24 protein-coding genes are annotated in these 26,995 nt (G+C 69.7%); 3 read left to right on the top strand and 21 right to left on the bottom strand.

Annotation, left to right across the window (positions count from 1 at the left end; translation table 11 throughout):
• Positions 1 to 5: 5 nt before the first annotated feature.
• The 14 genes from nuoN to CGL27_RS27250 form a co-directional block, all read right to left on the bottom strand.
• Complete coding sequence (nuoN, locus tag CGL27_RS27315; protein WP_078642862.1) at positions 6 to 1,658, bottom strand: NADH-quinone oxidoreductase subunit NuoN; 1,653 nt, start codon at positions 1,656 to 1,658, stop codon at positions 6 to 8.
• On the bottom strand, positions 1,655 to 3,319 hold the full coding sequence (locus CGL27_RS27310; protein WP_078642861.1) for an NADH-quinone oxidoreductase subunit M: 1,665 nt from the start codon (positions 3,317 to 3,319) through the stop codon (positions 1,655 to 1,657). Before CGL27_RS27310 ends, nuoN begins: the two co-directional genes overlap by 4 nt.
• Before the next feature lie 3 nt (positions 3,320 to 3,322).
• Positions 3,323 to 5,218, bottom strand: coding sequence for an NADH-quinone oxidoreductase subunit L (nuoL, locus tag CGL27_RS27305; RefSeq protein ID WP_119990635.1), 1,896 nt, complete (start codon positions 5,216 to 5,218; stop codon positions 3,323 to 3,325).
• A gap of 16 nt (positions 5,219 to 5,234) precedes the next feature.
• The gene (nuoK, locus tag CGL27_RS27300; protein ID WP_014054072.1) at positions 5,235 to 5,534 is read right to left on the bottom strand and encodes an NADH-quinone oxidoreductase subunit NuoK; all 300 of its coding nucleotides are present in this window, start codon (positions 5,532 to 5,534) and stop codon (positions 5,235 to 5,237) included.
• A complete protein-coding gene (locus CGL27_RS27295; RefSeq protein ID WP_119990633.1) occupies positions 5,531 to 6,442 on the bottom strand; it encodes an NADH-quinone oxidoreductase subunit J in 912 nt (303 codons plus the stop codon). Before CGL27_RS27295 ends, nuoK begins: the two co-directional genes overlap by 4 nt.
• On the bottom strand, positions 6,439 to 7,053 hold the full coding sequence (gene nuoI, locus CGL27_RS27290; RefSeq protein WP_203348501.1) for an NADH-quinone oxidoreductase subunit NuoI: 615 nt from the start codon (positions 7,051 to 7,053) through the stop codon (positions 6,439 to 6,441). The genes CGL27_RS27295 and nuoI overlap by 4 nt, the downstream gene beginning before the upstream one ends.
• Positions 7,046 to 8,374, bottom strand: coding sequence for an NADH-quinone oxidoreductase subunit NuoH (gene nuoH / locus CGL27_RS27285; protein ID WP_237299944.1), 1,329 nt, complete (start codon positions 8,372 to 8,374; stop codon positions 7,046 to 7,048). Before nuoH ends, nuoI begins: the two co-directional genes overlap by 8 nt.
• Before the next feature lie 26 nt (positions 8,375 to 8,400).
• Positions 8,401 to 10,890 (bottom strand): NADH-quinone oxidoreductase subunit G, encoded by a 2,490-nt coding sequence (locus tag CGL27_RS27280; protein ID WP_119990631.1) that lies wholly within the window; start codon positions 10,888 to 10,890, stop codon positions 8,401 to 8,403.
• Positions 10,887 to 12,269 carry an NADH-quinone oxidoreductase subunit NuoF gene (gene nuoF, locus CGL27_RS27275; protein WP_119990629.1) on the bottom strand — a complete coding sequence of 461 codons (1,383 nt, stop codon included), beginning with the start codon at positions 12,267 to 12,269 and terminating at the stop codon, positions 10,887 to 10,889. The genes CGL27_RS27280 and nuoF overlap by 4 nt, the downstream gene beginning before the upstream one ends.
• On the bottom strand, positions 12,269 to 13,078 hold the full coding sequence (gene nuoE, locus CGL27_RS27270; RefSeq protein WP_119990627.1) for an NADH-quinone oxidoreductase subunit NuoE: 810 nt from the start codon (positions 13,076 to 13,078) through the stop codon (positions 12,269 to 12,271). The genes nuoF and nuoE overlap by 1 nt, the downstream gene beginning before the upstream one ends.
• Positions 13,079 to 13,095: 17 nt before the next feature.
• Positions 13,096 to 14,478, bottom strand: a complete 1,383-nt coding sequence (locus CGL27_RS27265; protein ID WP_119990625.1) for an NADH-quinone oxidoreductase subunit D — start codon at positions 14,476 to 14,478, stop codon at positions 13,096 to 13,098.
• On the bottom strand, positions 14,478 to 15,233 hold the full coding sequence (locus tag CGL27_RS27260; protein ID WP_078647577.1) for an NADH-quinone oxidoreductase subunit C: 756 nt from the start codon (positions 15,231 to 15,233) through the stop codon (positions 14,478 to 14,480). Before CGL27_RS27260 ends, CGL27_RS27265 begins: the two co-directional genes overlap by 1 nt.
• Before the next feature lie 115 nt (positions 15,234 to 15,348).
• Positions 15,349 to 15,903, bottom strand: coding sequence for an NADH-quinone oxidoreductase subunit B (locus CGL27_RS27255; protein ID WP_059145049.1), 555 nt, complete (start codon positions 15,901 to 15,903; stop codon positions 15,349 to 15,351).
• Between the two features lie 32 nt (positions 15,904 to 15,935).
• Positions 15,936 to 16,295 carry an NADH-quinone oxidoreductase subunit A gene (locus tag CGL27_RS27250; protein ID WP_014054062.1) on the bottom strand — a complete coding sequence of 120 codons (360 nt, stop codon included), beginning with the start codon at positions 16,293 to 16,295 and terminating at the stop codon, positions 15,936 to 15,938.
• A gap of 713 nt (positions 16,296 to 17,008) precedes the next feature.
• On the opposite strand from CGL27_RS27250, the gene CGL27_RS27245 reads away from it, so the two are divergent.
• A complete protein-coding gene (locus tag CGL27_RS27245; protein WP_119990623.1) occupies positions 17,009 to 17,848 on the top strand; it encodes a C40 family peptidase in 840 nt (279 codons plus the stop codon).
• A gap of 108 nt (positions 17,849 to 17,956) precedes the next feature.
• Here CGL27_RS27245 and CGL27_RS27240 read toward each other — a convergent pair whose 3' ends face one another.
• Positions 17,957 to 18,376, bottom strand: a complete 420-nt coding sequence (locus CGL27_RS27240; protein WP_119990621.1) for a CBS domain-containing protein — start codon at positions 18,374 to 18,376, stop codon at positions 17,957 to 17,959.
• A gap of 254 nt (positions 18,377 to 18,630) precedes the next feature.
• Between CGL27_RS27240 and CGL27_RS27235 the strand changes: the two genes are divergently transcribed.
• Positions 18,631 to 19,413, top strand: a complete 783-nt coding sequence (locus CGL27_RS27235) for a VOC family protein (protein ID WP_119990619.1) — start codon at positions 18,631 to 18,633, stop codon at positions 19,411 to 19,413.
• Positions 19,414 to 19,564: 151 nt separating this feature from the next.
• Here CGL27_RS27235 and CGL27_RS27230 read toward each other — a convergent pair whose 3' ends face one another.
• From CGL27_RS27230 to CGL27_RS27205, 6 genes are all read right to left on the bottom strand, one after another.
• Positions 19,565 to 20,875 carry a geranylgeranyl reductase family protein gene (locus CGL27_RS27230; RefSeq protein WP_205587758.1) on the bottom strand — a complete coding sequence of 437 codons (1,311 nt, stop codon included), beginning with the start codon at positions 20,873 to 20,875 and terminating at the stop codon, positions 19,565 to 19,567.
• Positions 20,876 to 21,083: 208 nt separating this feature from the next.
• Entirely contained in the window at positions 21,084 to 21,776 is a 693-nt protein-coding gene (locus CGL27_RS27225; RefSeq protein ID WP_078642850.1) for a demethylmenaquinone methyltransferase, read from the bottom strand.
• A gap of 54 nt (positions 21,777 to 21,830) precedes the next feature.
• Positions 21,831 to 22,280 (bottom strand): hypothetical protein, encoded by a 450-nt coding sequence (locus CGL27_RS27220; protein WP_119990617.1) that lies wholly within the window; start codon positions 22,278 to 22,280, stop codon positions 21,831 to 21,833.
• On the bottom strand, positions 22,280 to 23,479 hold the full coding sequence (gene mqnC, locus CGL27_RS27215; protein ID WP_119990615.1) for a cyclic dehypoxanthinyl futalosine synthase: 1,200 nt from the start codon (positions 23,477 to 23,479) through the stop codon (positions 22,280 to 22,282). The genes CGL27_RS27220 and mqnC overlap by 1 nt, the downstream gene beginning before the upstream one ends.
• 106 nt (positions 23,480 to 23,585) lie before the next feature.
• Positions 23,586 to 25,382 (bottom strand): protein kinase, encoded by a 1,797-nt coding sequence (locus tag CGL27_RS27210; protein WP_119990613.1) that lies wholly within the window; start codon positions 25,380 to 25,382, stop codon positions 23,586 to 23,588.
• Between the two features lie 90 nt (positions 25,383 to 25,472).
• Entirely contained in the window at positions 25,473 to 26,330 is an 858-nt protein-coding gene (locus tag CGL27_RS27205; RefSeq protein ID WP_257790015.1) for a menaquinone biosynthesis protein, read from the bottom strand.
• A gap of 356 nt (positions 26,331 to 26,686) precedes the next feature.
• Here CGL27_RS27205 and CGL27_RS27200 point away from each other — a divergent pair, with 356 nt between their 5' ends.
• The gene (locus tag CGL27_RS27200) at positions 26,687 to 26,890 is read left to right on the top strand and encodes a cold-shock protein (protein ID WP_014054052.1); all 204 of its coding nucleotides are present in this window, start codon (positions 26,687 to 26,689) and stop codon (positions 26,888 to 26,890) included.
• Positions 26,891 to 26,995 lie beyond the last annotated feature (105 nt).

Below are 26,995 nucleotides of genomic sequence, written 5' to 3'. Positions count from 1 at the left end.
GAGAGCTAGCGGACGAAGACCCCCGCCTGGCTCGCCAGATCCAGGAAGTACTGCGGGGCGACGCCCAGGACCAGCGTGACCGCCACGCCGATCGCGATGGCCGACGAGGTCAGCGGGCTGGGCACGGCCACGGACGGGCCGTCCGTGCGCGGCTCGCTGAAGAACATCAGCACGATCACCCGGATGTAGAAGAACGCGGCGATCGCCGAGGAGATCACACCGACCACGACCAGCGCGCCCGCCCCGCCGTCGGCCGCCGCCTTGAAGACCGCGAACTTCCCGGCGAAGCCGCTGGTCAGCGGGATACCGGCGAAGGCCAGCAGGAAGACCGCGAAGACCGCGGCCACCAGGGGCGAACGGCGGCCGAGCCCGGCCCACTTGGACAGGTGGGTGGCCTCGCCGCCCGCGTCCCGCACCAGCGTGACCACTGCGAAGGCGCCGAGGGTCACGAAGGAGTACGCGGCGAGGTAGAAGAGGACGGAGGAGATGCCGTCGGGCGTGGTGGCGATGACACCGGCCAGGATGAACCCGGCGTGGGCGATCGACGAGTACGCCAGCAGCCGCTTCACATCGGTCTGGGTGACGGCCACGATCGCACCGCCCAGCATGGTGACGATGGCGACGCCCCACATCACCGGCCGCCAGTCCCAGCGCAGCCCCGGCAGCACGACATACAGCAGCCGCAGCAGCGCGCCGAAGGCCGCGACCTTGGTGGCCGCCGCCATGAAGCCGGTCACCGGGGTCGGGGCGCCCTGGTAGACGTCGGGAGTCCACATGTGGAACGGCACGGCGCCGATCTTGAACAGCAGCCCCATCAGCACCATCGCCCCGCCGATCAGCAGCAGCGCGTCATTGCCCATGGTCCCGGCGAGGGCCGGGGTGACGTTCCTGACCTGGCCGTCGACGACGTCCGCGATCCCGGAGTAGGTGACCGTGCCCGCGTAGCCGTACAGCAGGGCGATGCCGAAGAGCAGGAACGCCGAGGAGAAGGCGCCCAGCAGGAAGTACTTGACGGCGGCCTCCTGCGACAGCGCGCGATGGCGCCGGGCGAGGGCGCACAGCACGTACAGCGGCAGGGAGAAGACCTCCAGCGCCACGAAGAGCGTCAGCAGATCGTTGGCGGACGGGAAGACCAGCATGCCGCCGACCGCGAAGAGGACCAGCGGAAAGACCTCGGTGGTGGTGAAGCCCGCCTTGACGGCGGCCTTTTCCGCGTCGCCGCCAGGCACGGCGGCGGCCTGCGCCGCGAAGGAGTCGACGCGGTTGCCGTGCACCAGCGGATCCAGCCGCCGCTCGGCGAAGGTGAACACCGCCACCAGCGCCACCAGGAGAATGGTCCCCTGCAGGAAGAGCGCCGGTCCGTCGACCGCGATCGCGCCCATGGCCGCGACGTGGGCCTTGCTGGTGCCGTAGTCCCCGGCGGCGAGGCCGATGACGGCGGCGAAGGCCGCGGCGAGGGCGACGACAGAGACGAACACCTGTGCGACGTACCGCTGGCGGCGCGGCAGGAGCGCCTCGATCAGGACGCCGACGATCGCGGCGCCGAGCACGATCAGCGTGGGCGACAGCTGGCCGTACTCGATATCGGGCGACGGGATCTTGTCGGGCGCCGCCGCCGCTGTTGTCCACAGGCTGTGGACAGTGGCCGCGTGGGTCACTTGGCACCTCCGGAAGCACCGTCGTGGGAAGCACCGTCGGACTTCGGGCTGTAGTTGAACCAGCCCGCGTCGGTGACGGGGTGATCGGGCCTGGGATCCTTCTTGTCCACCACGGACATCGTGTGGTCGACCGCCGGGTTGACGATGTCGGCCAGCGGCTTCGGATAGACGCCGAGGAAGACCAGCAGCGCGATGAGCGGGGCCACGACGACCAGCTCACGCACCCGCAGATCGGGCATGGAGCGCACCTCGGCCTTCACCGGACCGGTCATGGTGCGTTGGTAGAGGATCAGGACGTAGAGCGCCGCCAACACTATTCCGACGGTCGCGATCACGCCGAACACCGGGTAGCGGCTGAACGTGCCGACCAGGACCAGGAATTCGCTGATGAACGGCGCGAGTCCGGGCAGCGAGAGGGTGGCGAGCCCGCCGATCAGGAAGGTGCCGGCGAGCACCGGGGCGACCTTCTGCACACCGCCGTAGTCCTCGATGAGCCGCGAACCGCGCCGGGTGATCAGGAACCCGGCCACCAGCATCAGCGCGGCCGTGGAGACGCCGTGGTTGACCATGTAGAGCGTGGCGCCGCCCTGGCCCTGGGTGGTCATCGCGAAGATGCCCAGGATGATGAAGCCGAAGTGGGAGATCGAGGCATAGGCGATCAGCCGCTTGATGTCCCGCTGGCCGATCGCCAGCAGCGCCCCGTAGATGATGCTGATGAGCGCCAGGATCATGATCGCCGGGGTGGCCCACTTGCTGGCCTCCGGGAAGAGCTGGAGGCAGAAGCGGAGCATCGCGAAGGTGCCGACCTTGTCGACGACCGCGGTGATCAGCACGGCGACCGGGGCGGTGGCCTCCCCCATCGCGTTGGGCAGCCAGGTGTGCAGTGGCCACAGCGGCGCCTTCACCGCGAAGGCGAAGAAGAAACCGAGGAACAGCAGCCGCTCGGTGCTGGACGCCATGTCCAGATGGCCGCCCGCCCGCGCCTGGACGATCTCCTGCAGCGAGAAGGTGCCGGTGCCGAGCTGATCGGCGGTGACCGCGTACAGACCGACCACCGCGGCCAGCATGATCAGCCCGCCCGCCAGGTTGTAGAGCAGGAACTTCACCGCGGCGTAAGAGCGCTGAGTGGCCGTCTCCTCCTCGGAGCGGCCCCCGGCCCGGTCCCCGAAGCCCCCGATGAGGAAGTACATCGGGATCAGCATGGCCTCGAAGAAGATGTAGAAGAGGAAGACATCGGTGGCCTCGAAGGAGATCACCACCATCGCCTCGACCATCAGGATCAGCGCGAAGAAGCCCTGGGTCGGCCGCCAGCGGCTGTTGGGCCGGGCGCCTTCCAGCGGATCGGCGTCATACCAGCCCGCCAGGATGATGAAGGGGATGAGCACCGCGGTGAGCGCGATCAGCGCGACCGCGATCCCGTCCACGCCCAGTTCGTAGCGGACGCCGAAGTCCTTGATCCAGGCATGGGATTCGGTGAGCTGGAAGCGTGCGCCGCCGGGATCGAAGCGGACCAGCACGACCGCGGCGAGGGCGAGCGTGAGCAGGGAGAAGCCCAGCGCCACCCACTTGGCGGCGGCGCGCTGGGCGGCGGGCACGGCGGCGGTGACGACCGCGCCGAGCGCGGGCACCACGGCCGTGGCCGTCAGCAGGGGAAATGACATGACTCAGACCGCCCTCATCAGCAGGGTCGCGGCGATGAGCACCGCCGTACCGCCGAACATCGAGACCGCGTACGTTCGGGCGTAGCCGTTCTGCAGCTTCCGCAGCCGGCCGGAGAGTCCGCCGACTCCGGCCGCGGTGCCGTTGACCACCCCGTCGACCAGCTTGTGGTCGACATAGACCAGACCGCGGGTCAGGTACTGGCCGGGTTTGACGAGCGCGACATGGTTGAAGTCGTCCTGCAGCAGATCGCGCCGGGCGGCGCGGATGAGCAGGGAGCCGCGGGGGGCGGTGCGCGGCACCGGCCGGCGTCCGTACTGCGCCCAGGCGAGCGCCACACCGATCAGCAACACCACCATCGTCCCGCCGGTGACCGTCGCGGCGCTGAGCGGGGAGTCGCCGTGGCTGTGGCCGGTGACCGGCTCCAGCCACTTCAGGAACGAGTCGTTGAGGCTGAACAGCCCGCCCGCGAAGACCGATCCCACGGCCAGGACCATCATGGGGATGGTCATGGACGAGGGCGACTCGTGCGGATGCGGCTCCTGACCGGCCTCGTCGGGCACCCAGCGCTTCTCGCCGAAGAAGGTCAGCAGCATCACCCGCGTCATGTAGTACGCGGTGATGGCCGCGCCCAGCAGGGCCGCGCCGCCGAGGATCCAGCCCTCGGTGCCGCCCTTGGCGAAGGCCGCCTCGATGATCTTGTCCTTGGACCAGAAGCCGGAGAGCCCCGGGAAGCCGATGATCGCGAGATAGCCGAGCCCGAAGGTGACGAAGGTGATCGGCATGTACGTGCGCAGGCCGCCGTACTTGCGCATGTCGACCTCGTCGTTCATGGCGTGCATGACCGAACCGGCCCCGAGGAAGAGCCCCGCCTTGAAGAAGCCGTGGGTCACCAGGTGCATGATCGCGAAGACATAGCCGATCGGGCCGAGCCCGGCGGCCAGGATCATGTAGCCGATCTGCGACATGGTGGACCCGGCCAGGGCCTTCTTGATGTCGTCCTTGGCGCAACCGACGATCGCACCGAAGAGGAGCGTGACCGCGCCGACCGTGACCACCGCGGTCTGGGCGTCCGGGGCGTTGTCGAAGATCGCGCCGGAGCGGGTGATCAGATACACGCCCGCGGTCACCATCGTCGCCGCGTGGATCAGGGCCGAGACCGGAGTCGGGCCCTCCATCGCGTCCCCGAGCCAGGACTGCAGCGGCACCTGGGCCGACTTACCGCAGGCGGCGAGCAGCAGCATCAGCCCGATCGCGGTGAGCTTGCCCTCGCTCGCGTGGTCCGCGTTCGTCAGCACCGGGGCGAAGGTGAAGGTCCCGAAGGTCGTGAACATCAGCATGATCGCGATCGACAGGCCCACATCGCCGACGCGGTTGACGATGAACGCCTTCTTCGCCGCCGTCGCCGCGCTGGGCTTGTGCTGCCAGAAGCCGATCAGCAGGTACGAGGCGAGGCCGACGCCCTCCCAGCCGACGTACAGCAGCAGGTAGTTGTCGGCGAGGACGAGCAGCAGCATGGCCGCGAGGAAGAGGTTGAGATAGCCGAAGAAGCGGCGGCGGCGCTCGTCGTGCTCCATATAGCCGATCGAATAGATGTGGATCAGCGTGCCCACACCGGTGATCAGCAGGACAAAGGTCATGGACAGCTGGTCGAGCTGGAAGGCGACGTCCGCCCGGAAGCCGCCCACCGGGATCCAGCTGAAGACCTTGCTGTGCAGGGCCCGGTCGTGCTCGCCGCGGCCGAGCATCTCGGCGAAGAGCACGGCGCCGATCACGAAGGAGGCGGCGGCGAGCACCGTGCCGATGTAGTGGCCCTTGCCGTCCAGCCGCCGCCCCCCGCACAGCAGCAGGGCAGCGCCGAGAAGCGGCGCCGCGACAAGCAATCCGATGAGGTTCTCCACTTGAACGCGACCCCTTCTAGAGCTTCATCAGGCTGGCGTCGTCGACCGAGGCCGAGTGGCGGGAGCGGAAGACGGACACGATGATCGCGAGACCGACCACAACCTCCGCCGCGGCCACGACCATCGTGAAGAACGCGATGATCTGGCCGTCGAGATTGCCGTGCAGCCGGGAGAAGGTGACGAACGCCAGGTTGCACGCGTTCAGCATCAGCTCGACGCACATGAAGAGGACGATCGCGTTCCGCCTGATCACGACACCGGCCGCACCAATGGTGAACAACAGGGCGGCCAGGTAGAGGTAGTTGACCGGATTCACTTGGCGACTCCCCTCGAGTTCGCGCTGGCCGCGTTCTCACCGTTCTCGCCGTTCTCGCCGTGCTCCGGTTCGGCGGCGTCCTCGGCCTTCTTGCCGGTGTCCTTGGCCTTACGGCCCAGCCAGCGCTGCGAGCGCTGCTCCAGCGCCGCCAGCTCGGCCAGCGCCTCGCTGGAGACGTCCCGGATCTGACCGCGGCCGCGCAGCGTCGCGTTGACGGTGAGCTCGGACGGGGTGCCGTCGGGCAGCAGACCGGGGATGTCCACCGCGTTGTGCCGCGCGTACACGCCGGGAGCGGGCAGCGGCGGCACGTTCCGCCCGGTGCGCACCCGCGCCTCGGACTGCTCGCGCTGGGTGCGGGCCCGCTCGGTGCGCTCGCGGTGGGTCAGCACCATCGCGCCGACCGCCGCGGTGATCAGCAGCGCGCCGGTGATCTCGAAGGCGAAGACGTACTTGGTGAAGATCAGCGCCGCCAGGCCCTCCACATTGCCGCCGGCGTTGGCCTGGCCCAGGCCGTTCCACGTCGTCAGCGAGGCATTGCCGATCCCGGCGCACAGCAGGATGCCGAAGCCGAGCCCGCACAGGGCGGCGAGCCAGCGCTGCCCCTTGAGCGTCTCCTTGAGGGAGTCGGCCGCGGTGACACCGACCAGCATCACCACGAAGAGGAAGAGCATCATGATCGCGCCGGTGTAGACGACGATCTGGACGACGCCCAGGAAGTACGCGCCGTTGGCGAGGTAGAAGACCGCCAGGACGATCATGGTGCCCGCCAGGCACAGGGCGCTGTGCACGGCCCTGCGCATCAGGATCGTGCACAGCGCGCCGATCACGGCGACGGTGCCGAGCACCCAGAACTGGAGGGCCTCCCCCGTGGAGGTGGTGGAGGCCGCAGCGGCCAGAGTGCCGCTCATGCCTGCACCCCCTGCTGCCGGTCCTGCGGCTCCTCGTCCCCCGTGGCCTGGTCGGACGGGGTCTCGCCCTTGCTGACCGCGACCTGCTGGGAGGTGCCGGGCGCGGCCTCGGTCACCAGACCCCGGTAGTAGTCCTGCTCGTCGGTGCCGGGGTAGATGGCGTGCGGGGAGTCGACCATCCCGTCCTCGAGGCCCGCGAGCAGCTCTTCCTTGGTGTAGATGAGCGAGGTGCGGCTGCGGTCGGCGAGCTCGTACTCATTGGTCATGGTCAGCGCCCGGGTGGGGCACGCCTCGACGCACAGGCCGCACAGGATGCAGCGCAGATAGTTGATCTGGTAGACGCGGCCGTAGCGCTCACCCGGGGAGTAGCGCTCCTCGTCGGTGTTGTCCGCGCCCTCCACATAGATCGCGTCGGCGGGGCAGGCCCAGGCGCACAGCTCGCAGCCGATGCACTTCTCCAGCCCGTCCGGATGCCGGTTGAGCTGGTGGCGTCCGTGGAAGCGGGGCGCGGTGGGCTTCTTCTCCTCTGGGTACTGCTCGGTGAGCCGCTTCTTGAACATGGCCTTGAAGGTCACGCCGAAGCCGGCCACCGGATTCTGGAAGTCAGACACCGTCGGCCTCCTTTCCGTCACTGGCAGTGTCGGGCCCACCACTGACAATCAACTCGCGCTCGGTGCGCGGACGTCGGCGGGGGACGGGCGGCAAGGTCTGGCCGGGCAGCGGCGGCACCGGGAAACCTCCCGCCATCGGATCGAAGGCGGGCTCCGGTCCCTGTTCCGCTCCGGCCTCGGCCTCGGTCGCCGAACGGTCGCGGAAGAAGTCGACCACGAAGGACAGCAGCAGCAGCGCGATCACCGCGCTGCCCACGTACAGCACGATGTCCTGGTAGTCGTAGTTCTCGTTGCGCAGCGCCCGGACGGTGGCGACCAGCATCAGCCAGACCATCGAGATCGGGATGAGCACCTTCCAGCCCAGCTTCATGAACTGGTCGTAGCGCACGCGCGGGAGCGTGCCGCGCACCCAGATGAAGACGAAGAGCGAGGTGACGACCTTGCCGACGAACCACAGCATCGGCCACCAGCCGTGGTTGGCGCCCTCCCAGAAGGTGCTGATCGGCCAGGGCGCCCGCCAGCCGCCGAGGAAGAGGGTGACGGCGACCATCGAGACGGTGACCATGTTGATGTACTCGGCGAGCATGAACATCGCGAACTTGATCGACGAGTACTCGGTGTTGAAGCCGCCGACCAGGTCGCCCTCGGACTCCGGCATGTCGAACGGCGCCCGGTTGGTCTCACCGATCATCGAGACGATGTAGATGAGGAACGAGACCGGCAGCAGCACCGCGTACCAGCGGTCGTGCTGCCCTTCGACGATCTGCGAGGTCGACATCGACCCGGAGTAGAGGAAGACCGCCGCGAAGGAGAGCCCCATCGCGATCTCGTAGCTGATCATCTGGGCGCAGGAGCGCAGGCCGCCCAGGAGCGGATACGTCGATCCGGAGGACCAGCCCGCGAGCACGATGCCGTAGATGCCGACCGAGGCGGTGGCGAGGATGTAGAGGACGGCGATCGGCAGATCGGTGAGCTGCATCGCGGTGCGATGGCCGAAGATCGAGACCTCGCCGTCCGAGGGGCCGAACGGCATCACCGCGACCGCCATGAAGGCGGGGATGGCCGCGACGATCGGCGCCAGGACGTAGACCACCTTGTCCGCGCCCTTGACGACCACGTCCTCCTTGAGCATCAGCTTCACGCCGTCCGCGAGGGACTGCAGCATGCCCCAGGGGCCGTGGCGGTTGGGCCCGATGCGCAACTGCATCCAGCCGACCACCTTGCGCTCCATGACGATGGAGATCAGCACCGTCACCATCAGGAACGCGAAGCAGAAGACGGCCTTGATCAGGACCAGCCACCACGGGTCGGTGCCGAACATCGACAAGTCCTCTGCGGCGAGATACCTCACTGGGTCACCTCCGTCGCGGGGGCAGTGATCGTGACCACATCACCGGGGCGGGCTCCTAGATCGCGGTGGACACCGCCGCCGACGGAGGCCAGCGGCAGCCAGACCACCCGGTCGGGCATCGGGGTGATGCTCAGCGGCAGTTGGACCGAGCCGGCCGGGCCGCTGACGCGCAGGATCTGACCGTCCTCGACGCCCGCCTCGCCCGCCGTGGCGGCCGACAGCCGGGCCACGGCCGCGTGGCGGGTCCCGGCCAGCGCAGGATCGCCCTCCTGCAGCCGGCCCTGGTCGAGCAGCAGCCGATGGCCGGCGAGCACCGCCTCGCCCTCGGCCGGCCGGGGCAGCGGGCCGCCCGTCTCCAGCGAGGCGGTGGCGCGCGGGCCCTGCCAGGTGCCGAGCCTGGTCATCTCGGCGCGTACGGCCTCGACGTCCGGCAGGTCCAGGGGCGCGTCCAGCGCGTCGGCCAGCATGTGCAGCACCCGGGCGTCCGGCAGCGTATGACGGCGGGTCATCTGGTCGGGTTTGAGCGCCGCCTCGAACGGCCGGGCCCGCCCCTCCCAGTTGAGGAAGGTGCCGGACTTCTCGACGACCGCCGCGACCGGCAGCACCACATCGGCCAGTTCGGTGACCTCCGAGGGCCGCTGCTCCAGGCTGACCACGAAGTCCACCGCGTCCAGGGCCTCCAGCGCCCGCGCGGGATCGGGCAGATCGGCGACCTCGACGCCCGCGATGAGCAGCGCGCCGAGCCCGCCGACCGCCGCGGCCTCGATGATCTGGCCGGTGTCCCGGCCCACCTGGTGCGGAAGGTCGCTGGTGCCCCAGACGGAGGAGACCTCCTCGCGGGCCCGCGGGTCGTGGGCCGGGCGGCCGCCGGGCAGCAGCCCGGGAAGGGCGCCCGCCTCGATCGCGCCCCGCTCCCCCGCCCGGCGCGGAATCCAGGCGAGTGTGGCCCCGGTGGCGGCGGCGGCCCGTACGACGGCGGTCAGCCCGCCGGTCACGGACGCCAGCCGCTCGCCCACGATGATCACCGCGCCCTCTTCGCGCAGCGCCTCGGCGGCCCGCTCCCCGTTCTCGTCCAGACCGGTGCGGCCCGCGATGGCGTCCAGCCACTCCGGCTCGGTGCCGGGGGCGGCCGGCAGCAGGAGGCCGCCCGCCTTCTGCAGGCCCCGGGTCGTGTGGGTGGCCAGCGAGAAGGTGCGCTGTCCGTGCTTGCGGTGCGCCTTGCGCAGCCGCAGGAAGACGCCGGGCGACTCCTCCTCGGACTCGAAGCCCACCAGCAGCACCGCCGGGGCCTTCTCCAGTGTGGCGTAGGTGAGCCCGCCGCCGTCCAGGTCACGGCCCCGGCCCGCGATATGGGTGGCCAGGAAGTCGGCCTCCTCGTCGCTGTGCGTACGGGCCCGGAAGTCGATGTCGTTGGTGTCCAGGGCGAGCCGCGCGAACTTCGCGTAGGCGTACGCGTCCTCGACGGTCAGCCGGCCGCCGGTGAGCACGCCGGTGCGGCCGCGGGCCATCCCCAGCCCCTCGGCCGCCGCGTCCAGCGCCTCGGGCCAGCTCGCCGGCTCCAGCTTCCCCGTCTCGCGGTCGCGCACCAGCGGCGTGCTGAGCCGCTCGGGCAACTGCGCGTAGCGGAAGCCGAAGCGGCCCTTGTCGCAGATCCACTCCTCGTTGACCTCGGGGTCGTCCGCCGCCAGCCGCCGCATGACCTTGCCGCGCCGGTGGTCGGTGCGGGTCGCGCAGCCGCCCGCGCAGTGCTCGCACACGCTGGGCGAGGAGACCAGGTCGAAGGGGCGGGAGCGGAAGCGGTACGCCGCCGAGGTCAGGGCGCCCACCGGGCAGATCTGGATGGTGTTGCCGGAGAAGTACGACTCGAACGGGTCGCCCTCGCCGGTGCCCACCTGCTGCAGCGCGCCCCGCTCCAGCAGCTCGATCATCGGGTCGCCCGCGACCTGGTTGGAGAAGCGGGTGCAGCGCGCGCACAGCACACAGCGCTCGCGGTCCAGCAGCACCTGGGCCGAGATCGGGACCGGCTTGGCGAAGGTGCGCTTCTGGCCCTCGAAGCGGCTGTCGGACTGTCCGGCGCTCATCGCCTGGTTCTGCAGCGGGCATTCACCGCCCTTGTCGCAGACCGGGCAGTCCAGCGGGTGGTTGATCAGCAGCAGCTCCATCACCCCGCGCTGTGCCTTCTCGGCCACCGGCGAGGTGAGCTGCGTCTTGACGACCATCCCGTCGGTGCAGGTGATGGTGCAGGAGGCCATCGGCTTGCGCTGGCCCTCCACCTCGACGATGCACTGGCGGCAGGCGCCGGCCGGGTCGAGGAGCGGATGGTCGCAGAACCGCGGGATCTCGATGCCGAGCAGTTCGGCGGCACGGATGACCAGCGTCCCCTTGGGGACCGAGATCTCGATCCCGTCGATGGTGACGGAGACCAGATCTTCTCGCGGCACCGCCGCCTCCCCGCCCGACGAGGGTGCGTTGGTGGTCACGGTCATGCGTTCACCCCCAGGTGAGTGGAGCGCGGCTCGTCGGCCCAGACGGTCGACTTGGCCGGGTCGAACGGACAGCCTCCGCCGGTGATGTGCTGCTCGTACTCCTCGCGGAAGTACTTCAGCGAGGAGAAGATGGGGCTGGCCGCGCCGTCGCCGAGGGCGCAGAAGGACTTGCCGTTGATGTTGTCGGCGATGTCGGCCAGCTTGTCGAGGTCGTCCATGCGCCCCTTGCCGGCCTCCAGGTCGCGCAACAGCTGCACCAGCCAGTACGTGCCCTCGCGGCAGGGTGTGCACTTGCCGCAGGACTCATGCGCGTAGAACTCGGTCCAGCGGGTCACCGCCCGCACCACGCAGGTGGTCTCGTCGAAGCACTGGAGCGCCTTGGTGCCCAGCATCGACCCGGCCGCGCCCACGCCCTCGTAGTCCAGCGGGACGTCCAGGTGCTCCTCGGTGAGCAGCGGGGTGGACGAGCCGCCCGGGGTCCAGAACTTCAGCCGGTGGCCGGGGCGCATCCCGCCGCTCATGTCGAGCAACTGGCGCAGGGTGATCCCGAGCGGGCACTCGAACTGTCCGGGGTTGGCCACATGGCCGGACAGCGAGTAGAGCGTGAAGCCCGGGGACTTCTCGCTGCCCATCGAACGGAACCATTCCTTGCCCTTGTTGAGGATCGCGGGAACCGAGGCGATGGATTCGACGTTGTTCACCACAGTGGGGCATGCGTACAGACCGGCGACCGCGGGGAAGGGGGGCCGCAGCCGGGGCTGGCCACGGCGTCCCTCCAACGAGTCCAGCAGCGCGGTCTCCTCACCACAGATGTACGCGCCGGCGCCCGCGTGCACGGTGATGTCGAGACCGGGAAGTCCGTCCACCCCGAGCTTGTCCCGCCGCCGTTCCGCCGTACCGAGGTAGCCCGCCTCGTACGCCTCGCGAACGGCCTCGTGCAGCCGCCGCAGCACGGGGACGGTTTCGCCGCGCAGATAGATGAAGGCGTGCTCGGAGCGGATGGCATGACAGGCGATGACCATGCCCTCGATGAGCGAGTGCGGATTGGCGTAGAGGAGGGGGATGTCCTTGCAGGTGCCCGGTTCCGACTCATCGGCGTTGACGACGAGATAGTGCGGCTTGCCGTCGCCCTGCGGAATGAACTGCCACTTCATTCCGGTGGGGAAGCCGGCACCGCCGCGTCCGCGCAGACCCGCGTCCTTCACCAGCGCGATCACCGCGTCGGGGTCCATCGCGAGGGCCTTGCGCATGCCCTCGTAGCCCTCGTGCCGCAGATAGGTGCGCAGGGCCCAGGAGTTCGGCTGGTCCCAGAAGGCGGAGAGCACGGGTGCCAGCAGCTTCTCGGGGCTGTGCCCATTGATCTCGGTTGTCACGGTCATCACTCCCCCTCCTCGGCGACCGGACCTGCGGGGTGGTGCGGATCGGAGGCGGAGGTCCGCTGCGGCGCGTCGTGCGAGCTGGGATGCGTCGGCGGCGCCTCGTCCTGCGGGGCGTCCGCGGACCTCGGCGAGACGACCCGGCCGGGCGCGGCCTCCCCCTTGGCCAGCCGCAGCCCGACCAGCGAGGCGGGGCCCGCGGAGCCGCCGGCCTCGACGGCGCCCGGACGGGCGTCGGGGAAGCCGGCCAGGATCCGGGCGGTCTCCTTGTAGGTGCACAGCGGCGCGCCCCGGGTCGGCTCGACGGTCCGGCCCGCCCGCAGATCGTCGACCAGCCCCTTGGCGGACTCGACGGTCTGGTTGTCGAAGAACTCCCAGTTGACCATCACCACGGGTGCGTAGTCGCAGGCCGCGTTGCACTCGATGTGCTCCAGGGTGACCTTGCCGTCGTCGGTGGTCTCCCCGTTGCCCACGCCCAGGTGGCTCTGCAGCTCCTCGAAGATCGCGTCGCCGCCCATCACCGCGCACAGGGTGTTGGTGCACACCCCCACCTGGTAGTCGCCGGAGGGCTTGCGCCGGTACATCGTGTAGAAGGTGGCGACGGCGGTGACCTCGGCGGTGGTCAGCTCCAGCACCTCGGCGCAGAACCGCATGCCGGTGCGGGTGACATGGCCCTCCTCGGACTGCACCAGATGCAGCAGCGGCAGCAGCGCGCTGCGGCTGTCCGGGTAGCGGGCGATCACCTCCCGGGCGTCCGCCTCGAGCCGGGTGCGTACCTCGGCGGGGTAGTCGGGGGCCGGCAGCTCCGGCATCCCCAGCTGAACATCACTCACCGGTCCACTCCTCCCATCACGGGGTCGATGGACGCGACAGCCACGATCACATCGGCGACCTGACCGCCTTCGCACATCGCCGCCACGGCTTGCAGATTGGTGAAGGACGGGTCGCGGAAGTGGACGCGGAACGGGCGGGTGCCGCCGTCGCTGACCATGTGGGCGCCCAGTTCACCCTTGGGCGACTCGATCGCCGCGTACGTCTGTCCGGGCGGCACCCGGAATCCCTCGGTCACCAGCTTGAAGTGGTGGATCAGGGCCTCCATGGAGGTGCCCATGATGTTCTTGATGTGGTCCAGGGAGTTGCCGAGGCCGTCCGGGCCGAGCGCGAGCTGCGCGGGCCAGGCGATCTTCTTGTCCGCGACCATCACCGGACCCGGCTCCAGCCGCTCCAGGCACTGCTCGACGATCCGCAGCGACTGGCGCATCTCCTCCAGCCGGATCAGGAAGCGGCCGTAGGCATCGCAGGTGTCGGCGGTCGGCACCTCGAAGTCATAGGTCTCATAGCCGCAGTACGGATCGGTCTTGCGCAGATCGTGCGGCAGCCCGGTGGCACGCAGTATCGGGCCGGTCACGCCGAGCGCCATGCACCCGGCGAGGTCGAGGTAGCCCACGTCCTGCAGCCGGGCCTTGAAGATCGGGTTCCCGGTGGCGAGCTTGTCGTACTCGGGGAGGTTCTTGCGCATCGTCTTGAGCAGGGCCCGGATCTGGTCCACCGCCCCCGGCGGCAGGTCCTGGGCGAGCCCGCCGGGCCGGATGTACGCGTGGTTCATCCGCAGGCCGGTGACCAGCTCGAAGATGTCCAGGATCAGCTCGCGGTCGCGGAATCCGTAGATCATGATGGTGGTCGCGCCGAGCTCCATACCGCCGGTGGCGATGGCCACCAGATGCGAGGAGAGCCGGTTGAGCTCCATCAGCAGCACCCGGATGACCGAGGCCCGGTCCGGGATCTGGTCCTCGATGCCGAGCAGCTTCTCGACGCCCAGGCAGTACGCCGCCTCGTTGTAGAAGGGCGTCAGATAGTCCATGCGCGTCACGAAGGTGGTGCCCTGCGTCCAGTTCCGGAATTCGAGGTTCTTCTCGATTCCGGTGTGCAGATAACCGATTCCGCAGCGGGCTTCGGTGACCGTCTCGCCGTCGATCTCCAGGATCAGCCGGAGCACCCCATGGGTGGAGGGGTGCTGGGGACCCATGTTGACGATGATCCGCTCGTCGTCGGACTTCGCCGCGGCGGCCACGACCTCGTCCCAGTCGCCGCCGGTGACGGTGTAGACGGTGCCTTCCGTGGTCTCGCGCGCCGAGGCGGAGGACGGCTGCGGCCCGGAGGGCCCCGTTGAGGGGTGGTGGCCGGGTGACGGGTGGGCGTGGGGGGCAGTCATCAGCTGTACGACCTCCGCTGGTCCGGAGCAGGGATCTGGGCGCCCTTGTACTCGACGGGGATGCCGCCGAGCGGGTAGTCCTTGCGTTGCGGGAAGCCCTGCCAGTCGTCGGGCATCATGATCCGCGTCAGCGCGGGATGACCGTCGAAGATCAGGCCGAAGAAGTCGTAGGTCTCGCGCTCATGCCAGTCGTTGGTCGGATAGACATCGACGATCGACGGGATGTGCGGATCGCTGTCGGGGGCGCTCACCTCCAGCCGGACCACCCGGCCATGGGTGAGCGACCGCAGGTGGTAGACAGCGTGCAGCTCGCGGCCCTTGTCGCCGGGGAAGTGCACCCCGCTGACGCCGGTGCACAGCTCGAAGCGGAGCGCCGGGTCGTCGCGCATGGTCCGGGCGACCCGCGGGAGGTGCTCACGGGCGATGTGGAAGGTCAGCTCACCGCGGTCCACGACGGTCTTCTCGATCGCGTTCTCCGGGAGCAGCGACTGCTCCTCGAGCGCGCCCTCGAGTTCGTCGGCGACCTCGTCGAACCAGCCCCCGTACGGCCGGGTGGCCTGGCCGGGCAGCCGTACGGGGCGCACCAGCCCGCCGTAGCCGGTGGTGTCGCCGCCGTTGTTGGCGCCGAACATCCCGCGCTGGACGCGGACGGGCTCGCCCTGGTCGCCACGGTGTCCGGGGAGGTTCTCAGCGTTGAGGTCCTTGTCCGGGTTGACCCCGTTGCCCCCGGGATTGATCCCATTAGCCTCAGTCAACGCCATTCCCCTCCGTTCGCCCCGCTGCGCCAGCAGCTCATGTCACAGCCGCCCACGAGGCGCAGAGGTGCGGCCTTCGTCGCCGTCTGCGGCCCGGTGGCCTCGTGTGCGTCGCTCACCGAAGAAGCCCCTTCATCTCGATCAGCGGCAACGCCTTGAGCGCCGCCTCCTCCGCCTCACGGGCCGCACGCTCGCGATTGACGCCGAGCTTCTCCTCGCGGATCTTCTGGTGCAGCTTGAGGATCGAGTCCATGAGCATCTCGGGGCGCGGCGGACAGCCGGGCAGATAGATGTCGACCGGGACGATGTGATCGACGCCCTGCACGATCGCGTAGTTGTTGAACATCCCTCCGGAGGAGGCGCAGACGCCCATGGAGATGACCCACTTCGGGTTCGGCATCTGGTCGTAAACCTGGCGCAACACCGGGGCCATCTTCTGGCTGACGCGCCCGGCGACGATCATCAGATCGGCCTGGCGGGGCGAGCCGCGGAAGACCTCCATGCCGAAGCGCGCGAGGTCGTAGCGCCCGGCACCCGTGGTCATCATTTCGATGGCACAGCAGGCCAGACCGAAGGTGGCCGGGAAGACGGAGGACTTACGGGCCAGCCCGGCGGCCTGTTCCACGGTGGTGAGCAGGAATCCACTCGGGAGCTTCTCTTCGATACCCATGCGATGTTTCCCCTATCTCCTCTTGAGCCCCTTTAGTCCCACTCCAGGCCACCGCGCCGCCATACGTAGGCATAGGCCACGAAGACGGTGAGCACGAAGAGGAGCATCTCCACGAGCCCGAACAGGCCGAGGGCGTCGAAGGTGACGGCCCAGGGGTAGAGGAAGACGATCTCGATGTCGAAGACGATGAAGAGCATCGCCGTCAGGTAGTACTTGATGGGGAAGCGCCCACCGCCGGACGGATGCGGAGTCGGCTCGATGCCGCACTCATAGGCCTCGAGCTTGGCCCGGTTGTAGCGCTTGGGGCCGATGATCGCGGCCATGAGCACCGAGAAGATCGCAAAACCTGCCCCGAGGGCTCCCAGTACGAGGATGGGCGCGTATGCGTTCACCGTCCTCGCTCCCTTCAGTCGACGATGACTGTTTGGCGGACCGCACGGACATGCCGGTCACCCCACGAAGATCGCGCACATGTGAGGCAGTTCACAAGCCCGTTTCGCCTGCATCCTATGCCCGTCGGTCTGTGATCTGCGACACGGGGTACGACAACGTCTTTGTGATCTCCACCACCTGACGAAGGATCATGAAGTCGGATGAGCGGTGATCTTGTACGTGAAGCATCCGAACGACCACGAGAAGTGACATTCGGAGACGTCATCACAGGTGAGCGCGTTGCGCTCCTACCAAGACATGGTACATACATGCAAATTTGCGATGGACTACGTCGCCTGATAAGCGTCCGCCATCTTCATGGGTGACTCTCATCCCGGGCGTCGATCGATCATGGGTCGATCACCGATTGATCACCGGCTCGCGCACGCGTTCACGAGCGGCTCGGAGCGAGTGAGGTATCCCACGCCCGAACCGGTTGTGGATCTAGATTTCCCGGGAACCCTTTGTACGCGGGCCGCATCGGTGGTAGATCGCCCGCAGACACCGCATGGCCGCCAAATGCCGTGCGTAGAGACATGATCGAGAAATTCGGGCATGGCTGCCGACGAGGCCACGAAGATCGTTTGGTCCGATTTTTGGACGTGTACACGCCAAATGTGGCGCACCCCACTTTTGTTGATCTGGGCCTTAGGGCCCTGGTAGCCAGGGACCTATGTCCCCAGTCGCACACATACCCAGCCACCGGAAGCCCCGCCGTGCCGCCTCCACGCGTGCACTCCGCGCAGGGATGACCGGTGGCTTCCTCACCCTCGCGGTGGCCGGTGCCGCCGTGCCCGCCTCCGCCACGGAGTCCAAGGCCGCCCCGGCCGAGTCCACCCTGGAAATGCCGACCGTCAGCGCCACGCTGGCGAGCACGGCCGCCCAGACCGCCGACGCCACACAGCAGGCCGCGTCCGACTACGAGCTCCAGGCACAGCAGGAGCAGGCGGAGGCCCACGCGAAGATCGCCGCCAAGAAGGCCAAGGCGGAGGCCGACCGTAAGGCGAAGGAAGCCCGGGAGGCGGCCCGTAAGGCGGCCGCCAAGCGTGCGGCCGAGGCCAAGTCCCAGGCGGCGAAGGCGTCGCGCTCCGCCGAGCGCACCACGCTGTCCACCACCAGCGTCAGCAACGCCACCAGCAACGCCACCAGCAACGCCACCGGCAACGCCGCCACGCTGATCAGCTTCCTGAAGGCGCAGCTGGGCAAGGCGTATGTGCTCGGCTCCAGTGGTCCGTCCTCCTACGACTGCTCCGGGCTGACCCAGGCCGCCTTCAAGCAGGTCGGCGTGAGCCTGCCGCGGGTCTCCCAGGACCAGTCCACCACCGGCACCCCGGTCTCGCTGGACTCCCTGCAGCCGGGCGACCTGCTCTACTGGGGCAGCGCAGGCAGCGCGTACCACGTCGGCGTCTACGTCGGTGGCGGCAACTTCATCGGCGCCCAGAACTCGAGCACCGGGATCGTCGAGCGCCCGCTGGACTACGACATGCCCACCGGGGCCGTGCGCGTCCTGTAAGGCGGCGCACGGCCTGGCGGCGCGTCCTACAAGGGCGCACCTCCCGTCATATGGGCCTGGGGCCGCCGTTCCCACCGCGGACGGCGGCCTCACGACCCCATCGCGCGCCTACTGCGCGTAGACCTTCTCCAGGAACTCGCCGAGGAGGTCGTCACTGAGGTGGTGGGCCAGATCCGCCTCGGAGATCATTCCGACCAGCCGCTTGTTCTGGTCGATCACCGGCAGCCTGCGGATCTTGTGCTCCTCCATCTCCCGCAGGACGTCCGTGACATCGGCGTCCGCGGAAATCCAGCGCGGAGTGCCCTTGGCGAGCGCCCCGACGGGCGTCCCGGACGGGTCGGCGCTCTCCGCGATGCATCCGACGACGATGTCGCGGTCGGTCACGATGCCGCACAGCCGCTCGTTGCTGTCGCTGACCGGCAGGGCCCCCACGCCGAGGTCCCGCATCAGCTGGGCGGCGCGCAGCACCGTCTCGTTCTCCGGAAGCCACTGCGCGCCCGGGTGCATGATGTCCGCTGCCTTCGTCATGGTGTACCTCCTGCCAGGCCCACCGGCGGTGGAACCGGCCCTGTGAGCCGCATCGATCCGGCGTCACCGCGGCTGACGCGCACGGCGCCCCCTGCCTTCATTGTCACCACCGCCCCCCGGCGACGTCATGTCGAGCCCGGCGGCGGCTGTCGGTGCCCGGTGCCAGACTGAGTAACGAGGCAATCCCGGACAGAACGAGGCAATCGCTAGCACAACTTCCCGCGTCTTCGCGCTCGACCGTCGAAGGAGCGCCCATGCTCACCACCGATTACGTCCCCGGCGCCCCCAACTGGCTCGATCTGGGCGCCCCCGACACCGAAGCGGCCGTGGCCTTCTACGGCTCCCTGATGGGCTGGCGCTTCGAGTCGGCCGGCCCCGAGGCAGGCGGGTACGGCTTCTTCACCCTGGGCCGCAAGACCGTCGCGGCCGTCGGGCCGCTCACCGAGGAGGGCGCACGGTCCGCCTGGACGCCGTATTTCCACACCCGTGACGCCGAGGAGACCGCGCGGACCGTCGAGCAGTCGGGCGGCACGGTGCGGCTCGCTCCCTTCGACGTCTTCGAGGAGGGGCGGATGGCCCAGTTCACCGACCCCGGCGGCGCCCGCTTCGCCATCTGGCAGCCCGGCAGGACGGCGGGGCTGGACGCGGTCAACGACCCCGGCACCCTGTGCTGGACCGAGCTGCACTCCCCCGATCCCCCCAGGGACCTGGCCTTCTACCGCAAGGTCTTCGGCTGGGACGCCGAGGAGATGTCCTTCCCCGGCGGGGCGTACACGGTGCTGATGACCACCGGCGCCGGCCGGGAGGGCTCCTTCGGCGGCGTCGCCCAGCTCCAGGAGGGGCATTCGACACCCCCGCAGTGGCTGCCGTACTTCGAGGTGGCGGACTGCGACGCGGTGGTGGCCAAGGGACAGGACCTGGGCGGTTCGGTGCTGATGCCGGCCATGTCGGCCGAGGGGATCGGCCGGATGGCCTGGCTGGCGGATGTGGTCCGGGCGCCGTTCGGCGTCATCGCGAGCGGCGGCCCGGGCGCCTGAGCGCCCCGCTGGAGTGCCCCAATACGCCGTCGGCCGTCTGCGGCGCCGCCGTGGCTGGTCGCGCCCCGCGGCGGAGCCGCATATTGATACGGCCCCGCGCCCTTCGGGGCGCCGGCCGCCCTTCGGTCGAGCCGAGGCCCTTACGGGGCCGTCAGGCTCGCGGGGTCACCTTGGTGAGGCCGTTGATGATGCGGTCCATCGCATCGCCGCCCGTCGGATCCGTCAGATTCGCCAGCAGCTTGAGGGTGAACCGCATCAGCATCGGATGCGTCAGCCCGCGCTGTGCCGCCAGCTTCATGACCTTCGGATTGCCGATCAGCTTCACGAACGCCCGGCCCAGCGTGTAATAGCCGCCGTAGGTGTCCTTGAGGACCTTCGGGTAGCGCTGGAGGGCCAGTTCGCGCTGGGGGGCGGTGGCGCGGGCATGGGCCTGGACGATCACGTCCGCGGCGATCTGTCCGGATTCCATCGCATAGGCGATGCCCTCGCCGTTGAACGGGTTGACCATGCCGCCCGCGTCGCCGACGAGCAGCAGCCCGCGGGTGTAGTGCGGCTGCCGGTTGAAGGCCATCGGGAGGGCGGCGCCGCGGATCGGGCCGGTCATGTTCTCCGGGGTGTAGCCCCAGTCCTCCGGCATCGACGCGCACCACGCCTTGAGGACCTCGCGCCAGTCGAGCTCCTTGAAGGAGGACGAGGTGTTGAGGACGCCCAGGCCCACATTGCTCGTGCCGTCGCCCATGCCGAAGATCCAGCCGTAGCCGGGCAGCAGCCGGTCCTGCGCACCGCGCCGGTCCCACAACTCCAGCCAGGACTCCAGGTAGTCGTCGTCATGGCGGGGCGACGTGAAGTACGTCCGCACCGCCACGCCCATCGGACGGTCCTCGCGCCGGTGCAGCCCCATGGCGAGCGAGAGCCGGGTGGAGTTGCCGTCGGCGGCGACCACCAGGGGCGCGTGGAAGGTGACGGGCGTCTTCTCCTCGCCCAGCTTCGCGTGGACCCCGGTGATCCGGCCGGTGCGCTCGTCGGTGATCGGGGCGCCCACATTGCAGCGCTCGTACAGCCGGGCCCCGGCCTTCTGCCCCTGCCGCGCCAGCTGCTCGTCGAAGTCGTCGCGCTTACGGACCAGGCCGTAGTTGGGGTACGCGGCCAGATCCGGCCAGTCGAGCTGCAGCCGCACCCCGCCGGCGATGATCCGCAGGCCCCGGTTGCGCAGCCAGCCCGCCTCCTCGGAGATGTCGATGCCCATGGCCACGAGCTGCTTGGTGGCGCGCGGGGTCAGGCCGTCACCGCACACCTTCTCGCGCGGAAAGGCCGTCTTCTCCAGCAGCAGCACATCCAGCCCCGCCTTGGCGAGGTGGTACGCGGTGGTGGAGCCGGCCGGTCCGGCGCCGACGACGATCACATCGGCGCTGCGCTCCGAGATCCCAAAGGACGCGCTCTCGGTGGGTGCGGTCTCGCTCACGCGGGGTCTCCCCAAGCCTCGGTAACAGCGTGCCGGTCACGCCGGGCACTGGACACCTGCAGTCTATGGGGGGCGTAACTCCGGCACTCGCGAAGGGGCGCGAAGGGGCGCAAGGAGCCGTCCCCCGCGGCCCGGCCGGTGGCCGCCCGTGGCCGCCTTACGGCTCGTAGGCCGCCGTTACGGCCCGTACGCCGCGTTCGTGGCCGCCTTACGGCTTGTACGCCCGGTGGAGGGCCACCACGCCGCCGGTGAGGTTGCGCCAGGCCGGCCGCTCCCAGCCCGCCGCCCGCAGCCGAGCGGCGAGACGGGGCTGATCCGGCCAGGTGCGGATGGACTCGGCGAGGTAGACATACGCGTCCGGGTTGCTGCTGACCGACGTCGCGATCGGCGGCAGCGCGCGCATCAGATACTCGCTGTAGACGGTGCGGAACGGCTCCCATGTGGGGTGGCTGAACTCGCAGATGACGACCCGTCCGCCGGGCCGGGTCACCCGCAGCATCTCGCGCAGCGCCCCCTGCGTGTCCTGGATGTTGCGCAGCCCGAAGGAGATCGTGACGGCGTCGAAGACCCCGTCCGCGAAGGGCAGCCGGGTCGCGTCGCCCGCCGTCAGCGGCAGCCGCGGATGGCGCTTCTTGCCCTCCCGGAGCATCCCGAGCGAGAAGTCGCACGGCACCACGTACGCGCCCGCCGCCTGGAAGGGCAGCGAGGACGTCCCCGTACCGGCGGCGAGGTCGAGCACCCGCTCACCGGCGCGCGCGTCCACGGCCCGGGCGACCGCCTTGCGCCACAGCCGGGCCTGCCCGAGCGACAGCACATCGTTGGTGAGGTCGTATTTGGCCGCCACGCCGTCGAACATGGCGGCGACTTCGTGCGGCTGCTTGTCCAGGGATGCTCGGCTCACGCCCCCATTGTTCACCTCCCGCGCCCCGCGCCCCCGCCCGGGGCCCGGCGTGCCTCAGCGGCGCCGGTGCACCAGCCGCCCCGCCACCACCGTGGCCAGGCACGCGCCGTCCGCGTCGAAGACGGCCAGGTCCGCGCGGCCGTCCGGGGCGAGGACGGGCGGCCGGGGCCGGTCCAGGACGGCGATGCCGCCCCGGTGGGCGGCCGCGCGCAGCTCGGCGTCGCCGAGGTGGTGCGCGAGAACGGCGGTCGCGCCCCGCCGCAGCAGGGCATGGATCCGCTCCCGCGGGCTGGGCGCGTCGGGCACCGGGCCCTCGTGGACGAGGGCGGGGCCGAGCTCCCCGGGCCACTCCCGCACCCGGGCCCGCGGATAGGCCCGCCGCAGCTCCTCCAGGGGGCCGATGGCCGCGATGCGGTCGCCGTCGACCGCGACGGCGGCCTCGTGCAGCGGCGCCGCGTCGTGGGGGGTGCACCGGACGACGGGCGCCGCGTGGAGCGTGAGCATCAGGACGCCTGGATCACCATCAGCTCGGGGTGGGCCGTGCCACCGTCGATCGCCGTCGAGGACAGATGCGAGACGACGTGGTCGTCGACCGGGTCGTTCGCCGGGTCGTCGTGCACCACCAGGTGCTCGTACGTCGTCGCACGCTGCGCGGGGACCCGGCCGGCCGCGCGGATGAGGTGGAGCAGCTCCATCCGGTTGGAGCGGTGGCGGGCGCCCGCCGAGGAGACCACGTTCTCCTCCAGCATCACCGAGCCGAGGTCGTCCGCCCCGTAGTGCAGGGCCAGCTGGCCGGCCTCCTTGCCGACGGTCAGCCAGGAACCCTGGATATGGGCGACGTTGTCGAGGAAGAGCCGGGCGATGGCGATCATCCGCAGGTACTCGAAGACGGTCGCCTGCGTCTGGCCCTTCAGGTGGTTGTTCTCGGGCTGGTAGGTGTACGGGATGAAGGCGCGGAAGCCGCCCGTACGGTCCTGCACGTCACGGATCATGCGGAGGTGCTCGATCCGCTCGGCGTTGGTCTCGCCGGTGCCCATCAGCATGGTGGAGGTGGACTCCACGCCGAGGTTATGGGCGATCTCCATGATCTCCAGCCAGCGCTCGCCGGACTCCTTCAGCGGTGCGATGGCCTTGCGCGGCCGTTCCGGCAGCAGCTCGGCGCCCGCGCCGGCGAAGGAGTCGAGACCGGCCGCGTGGATACGGCGGATGGCCTCCTCGGCCGAGACGCCCGAGATCCGCGCCATGTGCTCGACCTCGGACGCCCCCAGCGAGTGGATCACCAGCTGCGGGAACGCCTTCTTGATGGCCGAGAAGTGCTTCTCGTAGTACTCCACGCCGTAGTCCGGGTGGTGGCCGCCCTGGAACATGATCTGCGTGCCGCCCAGCTCGACCGTCTCCGCGCAGCGCCGCAGGATGTCGTCGAGATCGCGGCTCCAGCCCTTCGCCGTGTCCTTCGGCGCGGCGTAGAAGGCGCAGAACTTGCACGCCGTGACGCAGACGTTGGTGTAGTTGATGTTCCGTTCGATGATGTACGTCGCGATGTGCTCGGTGCCCGCGTAGCGACGGCGCCGGACCGCGTCGGCGGCGGCCCCCAGCGCGTGCAGCGGAGCCGAACGGTAAAGGTCGAGCGCCTCTTGTGGGGTGATCCGACCCCCGTCGGCGGCGCGGTCGAGGACTACCTGCACCTCTGCGTTTGCGGTCACCGGGGCGTACCTTTCGGAGGTTTATGGGTGGACCGACCCAGCGTACGCCAGCGCCTGTACGCCAGTACGAGTACGGGGCGGGCACATCAGCGCACCCCGCCCCCGCTCATTCCAGCTTGCGCAGAGTGCCCGTGGGGTCACCCGCCTGGTCGTCCTTCGCCTGGTAGCTGAGCGCCCCGTCGGAGGTGAGGGTGAACCGCTCGTCCGTCGAGGCGTCGCTGCACCCCTGCTGGGGTTCGGAACCCTTCAGGCGCGCGTCGAGGTGGAGTTGTTTCGGGGCCGCCGAGACCAGCTTCCAGGTGCTGTCGCAGCGCAGCACCGACAGCTTGACCCGGCCGCTGGCGACGTCCTGCCCGGTCCGCCCCTGCCGGAAGGTGATGGTCAAGGTGCCCACCGGGATACCCGAGTCGGAGGTCAGATCGCCCTGCCAGGTGCCGAGGAACGCCTTGGGCACGGCACCCTTCCCGGAGCCGTCGTGCGCTCCGTCTCCCGGGTTCCGTCCGGTGGCGGAGGGGCGGGGGTCCGCGGCGCCCTGGTCGTTGTTGTCGCCGGAGCCGCCGGGCAGCACCTTGAAGAGCACGGCGGCGGTCGTCGCGACGGCCAGCGCGCCCGCGACGGACAGCACCAGCGTGCAGCTCAGCGCCTTGGGGCGCTTCTTACCGCCGACGGCGGCGGAGAGCGCGACACTGCGGCCGCCCGGTTTCGACGACGGCGGGGAGGGGAGCGGAGGTCCGGGGTGGTCCTTCGGGGGCAGCCCGTTGGCGTACGACGGGTCGGGCGGGCCGAAGGCGCCCAGCAGGGGTGAGACCGGGGCCGGGGTGGGCGGCGGGGTCGGTGAGTCCGCGGCGGGCGGCTGGGTGGTGGAGGGCTCGGCGGCGGGTGGCTCCGTGGCCGACGGCTCGGCCGAGGACGGCCCTATGGATGACGGCCCTCTAGCGGACTGTCCTATAGCGGACGGCCCTATGGCGGGCGGCTCGGCCACGCTCGGCGGGGCCACGGCCTCCGCCTCCAGGTCGAGCAGCTCCACCACCTGTCGGCTCACCCGCTCCACCAGCGCCCCCGGCAGCCAGCCCGGCCGTGCGAGCCCCGAGGCGCCGTCCTCCGGGGCGAGGCGCCGTACGATCCGCTCGGGGGTGGGGCGGTCGGCCGGGTTCTTGGCGAGGCACGCGGCGACCAGATCGCGCAGCTCCCCCGTCAGCTCGGGGCCGAGCCGGGGCTCGTCGTGCACCACCTTGTAGAGCAGCGCGGCCGAAGTGTCGCCCGGGAACGGCGGCTTGCCCGTCGCCGCGTACGCCAGCACCGCGCCCAGGGAGAAGACATCGGCCGCGCCCTCGACGCCCTCGCCCAGGATCTGCTCGGGCGCCATATAGCCGGGCGAGCCGATGGAGGCGCCGGTCGAGGTCAGCGACACCGTGCCCTCGGTGGCCCGGGCGATGCCGAAGTCGATCAGACGCGGACCGTCGAGCGCGAGCAGCACATTGGACGGCTTGACGTCGCGGTGGACCAGGCCGAGGGCGTGCACCGCGGCCAGTGCCTCGGCGAGCCCCGCGCCCAGGGCCCGCACCGCCGACTCGGGCAACGGCCCCTCGTCGGACACCGCCTGGTTGAGCGGAGGGCCCGCGACATAGCCGGTGGCCACCCACGGAATGCGCGCCTCCGGGTCGGCGTCCAGGACCGGCGCGGTAAAGGCGCCGCCGACCCGGCGCGCGGCGTCGACCTCACGTCGGAAGCGGGCGCGGAACTCCTCGTCCAGCGCGAAATGGGCGTGCACAACCTTCACCGCTACCGTGCGCCCGCCCGCGCTGCGTCCCACAAAGACCCGGCCCATCCCGCCCGAACCGAGCCGTCCGAGCAGCCGGTACGCGCCGATGACCTGCGGATCGTCCGCTCCCAGCGGATCCATCGCGTTGCCTCCCCCTCCGTGCGCCGGTCCAGCTTAGGGGGTGTTCCCGCCATCCACGCAGGTCGGTGCGGTCCGGAAGGTCAGGTCAGGTCAGGTCAGCAGATCGACCCGGACGTCCGCCGGGTATCCGGTCGTCGGACCCGTACGGCGGGCGAACTCCGCGATGCCCTGCAACTGCTCCGCGCCGAGGCTGAAGTCGAGGGTGGTGAAGTAGCGCTCCAGCACCGACGCCTCGAGCTGCTCCCAGCGCGCCGCCTGCTCGGCGACCTTGCCGACCTCTTCCAGGGAGACGTTCCGCGACTCCAGGAACGCCTGGTGTACGCCCCGGACGATCTCCGGCTCCCGCTCCAGGTACTCGCGGCGGGCCGCCCACACCGCGAAGACAAAGGGGAGCCCGGTCCACTCCTTCCACATCTGACCCAGGTCGTGGACCTGGAGGCCCAGGCGGGGCGCGTCGTGGAGATTGGCCCGCAGCGCGGCGTCGCCGATCAGCACCGCCGCCTCGGCCTCCTGCATCATCAGGCTGAGGTCGGGCGGACAGGTGTAGTAGTCGGGAGCGAGCCCGTACCGCTCGGCGAGCAGGAGCTGAGCCAGGCGTACGGAGGTGCGCGAGGCGGAACCGAGTGCGACGCGCGCCCCGTTCAGCTGCTCCAGCGGCACCTGCGAGACGATCACGCAGGACATCACGGGCCCGTCGCAGCCCACCGCGATGTCGGGGAGCGCGACGAGATCGTCCGCATTGCGCAGATACTCCACCAGGCTGATCGGGCCGATGTCGAGATCGCCACGGACCAGCAGGTCGTTGAGGGCGTCGGGAGATGCCTTGGTGAGCTCGAAATCCAGGAGCGATCCGGTCCTGGCGAGGCCCCAGTACAACGGCATGCAATTGAGGTACTGGATGTGCCCCACTTTTGGCCGGGTGAGCCGATGACCGACAGAGGGCCTGATGCTTTCGGAGGCGTCCTGGGTACTCCGCGAGGGGGAACTCGGTGAATTGTCCACGTCTCGGAGGCTAGCCCCGCTCACCCCCGGGAATGGCGGCGGGGTGGTCGGCCGACCTTGCGCTGACCGACCGGTAAGCGCTCGACCTGCGATCTTATCCATCCTGGAAGCCAGGGAAACCCCTCGTTTTCGTGATCTTCGGCTCTTTCCTCGTGCACACGGAGCGTGCTAGGCTCGCCGCAAGTTGCAGTTTGGTTTCCTTGCAGTACAGAGCCTGCGGAGCATGTAACCGCGGGCTTTTGTAGTTTTCAGACTTCTTGCAGGTTCTGGAGCAGGGCAACCCTTTGGCCCAAGGAGGGCTTATGGCTACCGGAACCGTCAAGTGGTTCAACGCCGAGAAGGGCTTCGGCTTCATCGCCCAAGACGGCGGCGGCCCCGATGTCTTCGTTCACTACTCCGCGATCAACGCGACCGGCTTCCGTTCTCTTGAGGAGAACCAGGCCGTGACCTTCGACGTCACTCAGGGTCCGAAGGGCCCCCAGGCGGAGAACGTCAGCCCCGTCTGATCCAACAGCACCACCTAAGGAGCCCTGCTCCCCGCCTGGCGGGGAAGCGGGGCTCCTGCCTTTCTGCCTCTTCTCTGGCTTCTCTGACTTCTCTGGCTTTGCTGC

Source organism: Streptomyces sp. 11-1-2 (assembly GCF_003595545.1).
In the GTDB taxonomy this organism is placed as follows: Bacteria; Actinomycetota; Actinomycetes; order Streptomycetales; family Streptomycetaceae; genus Streptomyces; species Streptomyces hygroscopicus_B.
This window is presented reverse-complemented; position numbering and strand designations above follow the sequence as displayed.

Coding starts and splice junctions, on each gene's coding strand:
- CGL27_RS27245 (WP_119990623.1), top strand. CDS start 17,009: ATGTCCCCAGTCGCACACATACCCAGCCACCGGAAGCCCCGCCGTGCC.
- CGL27_RS27235 (WP_119990619.1), top strand. CDS start 18,631: ATGCTCACCACCGATTACGTCCCCGGCGCCCCCAACTGGCTCGATCTG.
- CGL27_RS27255 (WP_059145049.1), bottom strand. CDS start 15,903: ATGGGTATCGAAGAGAAGCTCCCGAGTGGATTCCTGCTCACCACCGTG.
- CGL27_RS27310 (WP_078642861.1), bottom strand. CDS start 3,319: ATGTCATTTCCCCTGCTGACGGCCACGGCCGTGGTGCCCGCGCTCGGC.
- nuoH (WP_237299944.1), bottom strand. CDS start 8,374: ATGTTCGGCACCGACCCGTGGTGGCTGGTCCTGATCAAGGCCGTCTTC.
- CGL27_RS27220 (WP_119990617.1), bottom strand. CDS start 22,280: ATGCTCACGCTCCACGCGGCGCCCGTCGTCCGGTGCACCCCCCACGAC.
- CGL27_RS27265 (WP_119990625.1), bottom strand. CDS start 14,478: ATGACTGCCCCCCACGCCCACCCGTCACCCGGCCACCACCCCTCAACG.
- CGL27_RS27295 (WP_119990633.1), bottom strand. CDS start 6,442: ATGAGCGGCACTCTGGCCGCTGCGGCCTCCACCACCTCCACGGGGGAG.
- nuoE (WP_119990627.1), bottom strand. CDS start 13,078: ATGCCGGAGCTGCCGGCCCCCGACTACCCCGCCGAGGTACGCACCCGG.
- CGL27_RS27200 (WP_014054052.1), top strand. CDS start 26,687: ATGGCTACCGGAACCGTCAAGTGGTTCAACGCCGAGAAGGGCTTCGGC.
- CGL27_RS27280 (WP_119990631.1), bottom strand. CDS start 10,890: ATGACCGTGACCACCAACGCACCCTCGTCGGGCGGGGAGGCGGCGGTG.
- CGL27_RS27240 (WP_119990621.1), bottom strand. CDS start 18,376: ATGACGAAGGCAGCGGACATCATGCACCCGGGCGCGCAGTGGCTTCCG.
- nuoF (WP_119990629.1), bottom strand. CDS start 12,269: ATGACCGTGACAACCGAGATCAATGGGCACAGCCCCGAGAAGCTGCTG.
- CGL27_RS27210 (WP_119990613.1), bottom strand. CDS start 25,382: ATGGATCCGCTGGGAGCGGACGATCCGCAGGTCATCGGCGCGTACCGG.